This is a genomic window from Haematobacter missouriensis, assembly GCF_000740775.1.
Taxonomy (GTDB): domain Bacteria; phylum Pseudomonadota; class Alphaproteobacteria; order Rhodobacterales; family Rhodobacteraceae; genus Haematobacter; species Haematobacter missouriensis.
Genome location: NZ_JFGS01000073.1, coordinates 1 through 4652, shown reverse-complemented (window position 1 = coordinate 4652; position 4652 = coordinate 1). Strand labels below are relative to the sequence as shown.

The window sequence follows — 4652 nt, the reverse complement described above, 5'->3', positions numbered from 1 at the left end:
GATTACACCGGGTATGAGCTGGTGATGGCAGACAACCAGCCGCAGCCAGCAGCTCTGGTCGCCGACAGGGGCTATGACTCTGATAAAATTCGGGAAGATATCGAGAGCCGTAACGCCCTCCCCATGCTACCGATGCGCAAGAACCGGAAGGTTCGCAAGAGCGTCGACATGACCATCCACACGCTGCGCAACATGGTCGAGCGGTGCTTCAACAAGATGAAAAACAGTCGCCGGCTCGCAACCCGCTACGACAAGACTGCAAACAGCTTCCTCGGTTTCATAGACATCGCCTGCATCAGGCTTTGGCTTCGCCGTTTGTCAACATGACCTAACAGCATAGGCAGCGTCGAACTCCGCTAATCAGCAACTTTCTTCACAAATTGAGACTTAAGTCCAATCGCCCCGATTCCCGGGATTCTGCAATCAATGTCGTGATCACCATCAACTAACCGAATGCTGCGCACCTTGGTGCCGACCTTGATAACGCCAGACGATCCCTTGAGCTTGAGATCCTTGATCACGGTGACGGTGTCGCCATCCGCTAGGAGATTGCCCACGCTATCGCGCACCTCGGTACGGCCCTCAACGGGACCGGTAAGAGGCCATTCATGCCCGCACTCGGGACAGTTAAGGAGTGTTTCCCCCTCGTAGGTGTAGGTGGAGCGACACTCGGGGCAGGGAGGCAAAGATTCTATCATACCTCGGCCTATATCAGAGCGGGGCAGATCGAGGCGAGACGAAATCATCGCCGTCGTTCTCGATGGACCGACTGTCCCTCGACCCCTTCTATCGGCTATTGGCAACTCAGCCGCCTCTCACCCGATTCTGGAAGATGACAGCAAGGCGGTTATCATGTTTCATAAGTTACCCTTCAAAAGCCTCATTGCAGCAACGTGGCTTCCCATCCAGACGCGGGCTGGCAGGGGACGGATCGTCGCGCTCCAACATGATCTTGGAGGGGCTGAGATTTCCTTGAATCCGCCCATTGTGCTCTTGCCCGAGGATAATGCGCGATCTGCCATCAACTAGGGCTGCGCGGACGAGGCATTTCCCCCGCCGCGTAGAAAGAGGACAAAACCCTGAGCGGAAATCAGGCATCGGGCCGCCAGCCTGAACTAGCTTCGGCTGACACGACCGCAGGTGCCGCCGATTAGCGCCGATGTTCAAGGCAAAATCGGTACGGCCGCAATTCAAGACCAGCCGCCCTCAACGCGCACCGTTTCCCGACATCGAGGGCTTGCGCCTCCAGACATCGACGAGCGCAGAGTCTTCTGCCCTGCGCCCGTCTGATGCCGTCATTTGGCTTTCTCAGCGACGGCTTTGGAAACCTTGTCTTTGGTGCTGGGTGCGGCAGCAATCACCTTCGGCTTTACCGCCTTCGGTTTCTTCTCATCGCGTTTTCGCTTGTCCATGCCCTTGGCCATTGGCCTGCTCCTCAGAACTGCCGCCTAAATCGACGGTCCAGACAAATTATACCTTTGTGGGAAGATAGATAGCCCTTTCTCAAAGGGGCGTCCGGCAGCGCAATCGCCATGAATGCTTCAAACCGGAGAATGGACGAAGACCTCTTGAAACCATCCATTTACCATCCATATAACAGCCAAATGGAATAAGGAGCGCTGTCATGGCGGCACACACACTTACCAAGATGACAGACAACGAAAAGATCACCCTGAATCTGGGTTACGTTGATCTGGGACGGATCGACCTTCTCGTGCAGGAGGGGTTCTATTCCAACCGCAGCGACTTCATCCGCACGGCGATCCGCAACCAGCTGGCCGCTCATGACGAGGTCGTGACCCGGTCGCTTGAGCGTAACACCATGGAGCTCGGCTTGCGCACGATCACCCGAGCCGAGCTTCAGGCGCTGCGCGAGAAGGGGGAGCGGCTGCATGTCAGTGTCGTCGGCCTTGCGCGGATTGCGCCTGACGTGACCCCGGAACTCGCTGCGGCAACCATCGGTTCGATCACCGTCCTCGGCGCTTTGCAGGCGGGCGACGACATCCGGAAAGCACTCGGCGACCGTATCCACTAGTTACCTGAACCAAGGAATTGCAGCATGAAACCACTCGACCTCGGCGCGCTGCGCCGGGCGATTGCCGACGCACGCCCCGGTAATGCTAATGATCTCGTACGCCGCACCCTCGCGCAGCACGGTCTCGCCGCCGACAGCAGCGGCGCAGCGGCGACAAATCCGCTTTCCGCGCTGTCCGGCATGGGCGCAAGACCGGACACTGCGCCGACAGAGCGGCCGGTCCCGGGTGCGCGCTTCGACAGCGGGCACTTTGTCTGCGATGCGGGGGGGCGTGAGTATCTGAAGTATGTCCCCGCCAGCGCCGCGAATGGTGCTGCGGGGGTGATCATGATGTTGCATGGCTGCACCCAGAACGGCGCCGATTTCGCGGTGGGCACCAGGATGAACGCGCTTGCCGAACAGCATCGGCTCATCATCGTCTATCCGCGACAGTCGCGGGGCGACAACGCGCAGTCTTGCTGGAACTGGTTCAGCCCCGGTGACCAGCGCCGGGGCAGGGGCGAGCCGGCGATTCTTGCCGGCCTCGCCTCCGAGATTTCAAGGGACCACGATATCCCCCCGGCACGGACCTTCGTCGCCGGACTGTCGGCAGGGGCGGCGATGGCGGTGATCCTTGGCCAGACATATGACGATGTCTTCGCCGCTGTGGGCGCGCATTCGGGACTGCCATTCGGCAGTGCGAGGGATGTGCCATCGGCCTTCGCGGCCATGGGGGGCAGGGCAGGCGAGGTCGCCCACAGACGGGACCTGCGCCCCACACCTACGATCATCTTCCAGGGCAGCGCGGATCAGACCGTGCACGGATCGAATGCGGGCCGGATCGGGGCAGACGTCCTTGCCGCCGGGCCGAAGCAGACGCTTCTGGACAGGATTTCCGGGCAGACAAATGGCCGCAACTTCGTCCGCGAAACCACCACGGCAAGCGACGGGGCGGTGCTGTTGGAGCATTGGACGATTGAAGGCTTGGGCCATGCCTGGTCCGGCGGAAATCCTCGCGGCACCTACAGCGATCCCAACGGCCCCGATGCAAGCGCCGAGATGGCGCGCTTCTTTCTCAGCCTGCGGAAAGACTAGGTTGCCGCCGCGGCAAGGGTTTGCAACGTCACGCGACAATCCCCCGTGATGCCGGCCAGAAGACCGGCCTCTTCTAGGTGCCTTCCAACGACTGGATGGAGGATTGACGGAGAACGTGCGCTATCAAACGGGCGCGCCTATCTGAGCTAGGGCTTCCGCATCACGCGGGTGTCCGCCGATCATATCGGCGCCCTGCCCGCCCGTGCGGCGACGGTGGAATTCCGCGCACGGGCAACAGATCACGCCGCCATTCGACAAGGCTCCTCCCAACGATCTTTGTGGTCTATCTGCTGGATGGCACGGGGGCGGTGGTGGAGAACCTGCATCAGGCGGGCGCGGAGGAGGGGTGTTTCCTTACCCCGCATCCAGGCCGCTACAGTTTGCAGATCAACGCGTCCCGCGGCTGGAATGCTGCTGGAGCCGCTGTGATGGGACCAATGTCCTATTTGCTCCGCGCGCTGCAAGGGGATGCTGGCAGGGAGCGGGGTTCTTGCCCGGGGTGCCCCGGGCGCTAGGATCGACCCGCGTGGGCCGGAGGGAGCCGGCCACCGCAGGGAAGGGGGAAAACCAAACGGCACAGGCGATGGCCGATGGTGCACAGGATTTGCGGACCGCGCTGATCGTGGATGACCATCCGCTGTTCTGCGACGCGCTGTCCATGACCCCGACCGGCCCCGTCTGGATCGGGGAGGTGGCGGCTGTGGGGAGCCTCGCTGCGGCGGTGGACCGCTTGGAGGCGTGGCCGTTGCCCGATGTGTTGTTGCTGGACCTCAACCTGCCCGACTTGGATGGGATCGAAGGCGTGGTGCGGATGCGGCAGGCGGCGCCGATCATCGTCGGCCGCGGCATAATACAATAAAGTCAATTAATTACGTTACCGTTCCCCATCATCCTGATGACTACGAGGGGAATGTTTCTGTTTCCTCCCTGCCAACCAGGGGAAGTTTCACCCCTTTTCAGATCAAAGTTCAGAAGCCCCCACCAATTTACTACAGTAACTCTGTAGACTAATATTATTTTATCGCTCCCTGACCGTGATCCGAGATGACATATCTATTGAGCCTTCTGGACAAGAGCCCTGTCGCAACGGCGACGGATACGGATGCCCTGGCCGCCACCATCACACTGGCGGAGGCTGCCGACCGGCTGGGCTACCATCGTTACTGGCTGGCCGAGCATCACGGGTTCGACGCACTCGCCAGCGCCGCACCGGAGCTTCTTGTCGCCCATCTGCTGGCACGGACCCGGGCGCTTCGGATCGGCACCGGCGGCATTCTCCTGCAACACTACAGTCCCTACAAGGTGGCGGAGATCGCTTCCGTACTGAGCCATCTGGGGCCGGGGCGGGTGGATATCGGGATCGGCAAGGCGCCGGGCGGCCTTCCGCAGAGCATCCGCGCGCTGCAATCCGAACGCCGGACACCGCGGGACTTCAATATCAAGCTGGTGGAGCTGGATGGCTGGCTCAAGGGACGCCCGTCCGGCGCCGAACTGCGGCCCGCACCGCGGCAGGGGCTGGAACTGTTCCTGCTGGGCGCGAGCC

The 4652-nt window shown here is 61.3% G+C and carries 7 protein-coding genes; 5 read left to right on the top strand and 2 right to left on the bottom strand.

Annotation, left to right across the window (positions count from 1 at the left end; all coding sequences use genetic code 11):
* A partial coding sequence (locus CG51_RS18500) for an IS5/IS1182 family transposase (RefSeq protein ID WP_035747524.1) occupies positions 1-327 on the top strand: 327 nt, incomplete at its 5' end.
* 29 nt (positions 328-356) lie between these two features.
* Here the strand turns inward: CG51_RS18500 and CG51_RS18495 are convergent.
* Both CG51_RS18495 and CG51_RS21005 read right to left on the bottom strand, forming a co-directional pair.
* Positions 357-698, bottom strand: coding sequence for a zinc ribbon domain-containing protein YjdM (locus CG51_RS18495; protein WP_035747522.1), 342 nt, complete (start codon positions 696-698; stop codon positions 357-359).
* 597 nt (positions 699-1295) lie between these two features.
* Positions 1296-1424 carry a hypothetical protein gene (locus CG51_RS21005; RefSeq protein ID WP_269845371.1) on the bottom strand — a complete coding sequence of 43 codons (129 nt, stop codon included), beginning with the start codon at positions 1422-1424 and terminating at the stop codon, positions 1296-1298.
* A gap of 200 nt (positions 1425-1624) precedes the next feature.
* Here CG51_RS21005 and CG51_RS18490 point away from each other — a divergent pair, with 200 nt between their 5' ends.
* The 4 genes from CG51_RS18490 to CG51_RS18475 form a co-directional block, all read left to right on the top strand.
* Positions 1625-2035 (top strand): CopG family transcriptional regulator, encoded by a 411-nt coding sequence (locus CG51_RS18490; RefSeq protein WP_035747521.1) that lies wholly within the window; start codon positions 1625-1627, stop codon positions 2033-2035.
* Between the two features lie 24 nt (positions 2036-2059).
* Positions 2060-3109: an extracellular catalytic domain type 1 short-chain-length polyhydroxyalkanoate depolymerase gene (locus CG51_RS18485; RefSeq protein ID WP_035747520.1), complete on the top strand. Its 1050-nt coding sequence runs from the start codon at positions 2060-2062 to the stop codon at positions 3107-3109.
* A gap of 499 nt (positions 3110-3608) precedes the next feature.
* A complete protein-coding gene (locus tag CG51_RS18480) occupies positions 3609-3968 on the top strand; it encodes a response regulator (RefSeq protein WP_233141261.1) in 360 nt (119 codons plus the stop codon).
* Positions 3969-4153: 185 nt separating this feature from the next.
* A partial coding sequence (locus CG51_RS18475) for an MsnO8 family LLM class oxidoreductase (protein WP_035747526.1) occupies positions 4154-4652 on the top strand: 499 nt, incomplete at its 3' end.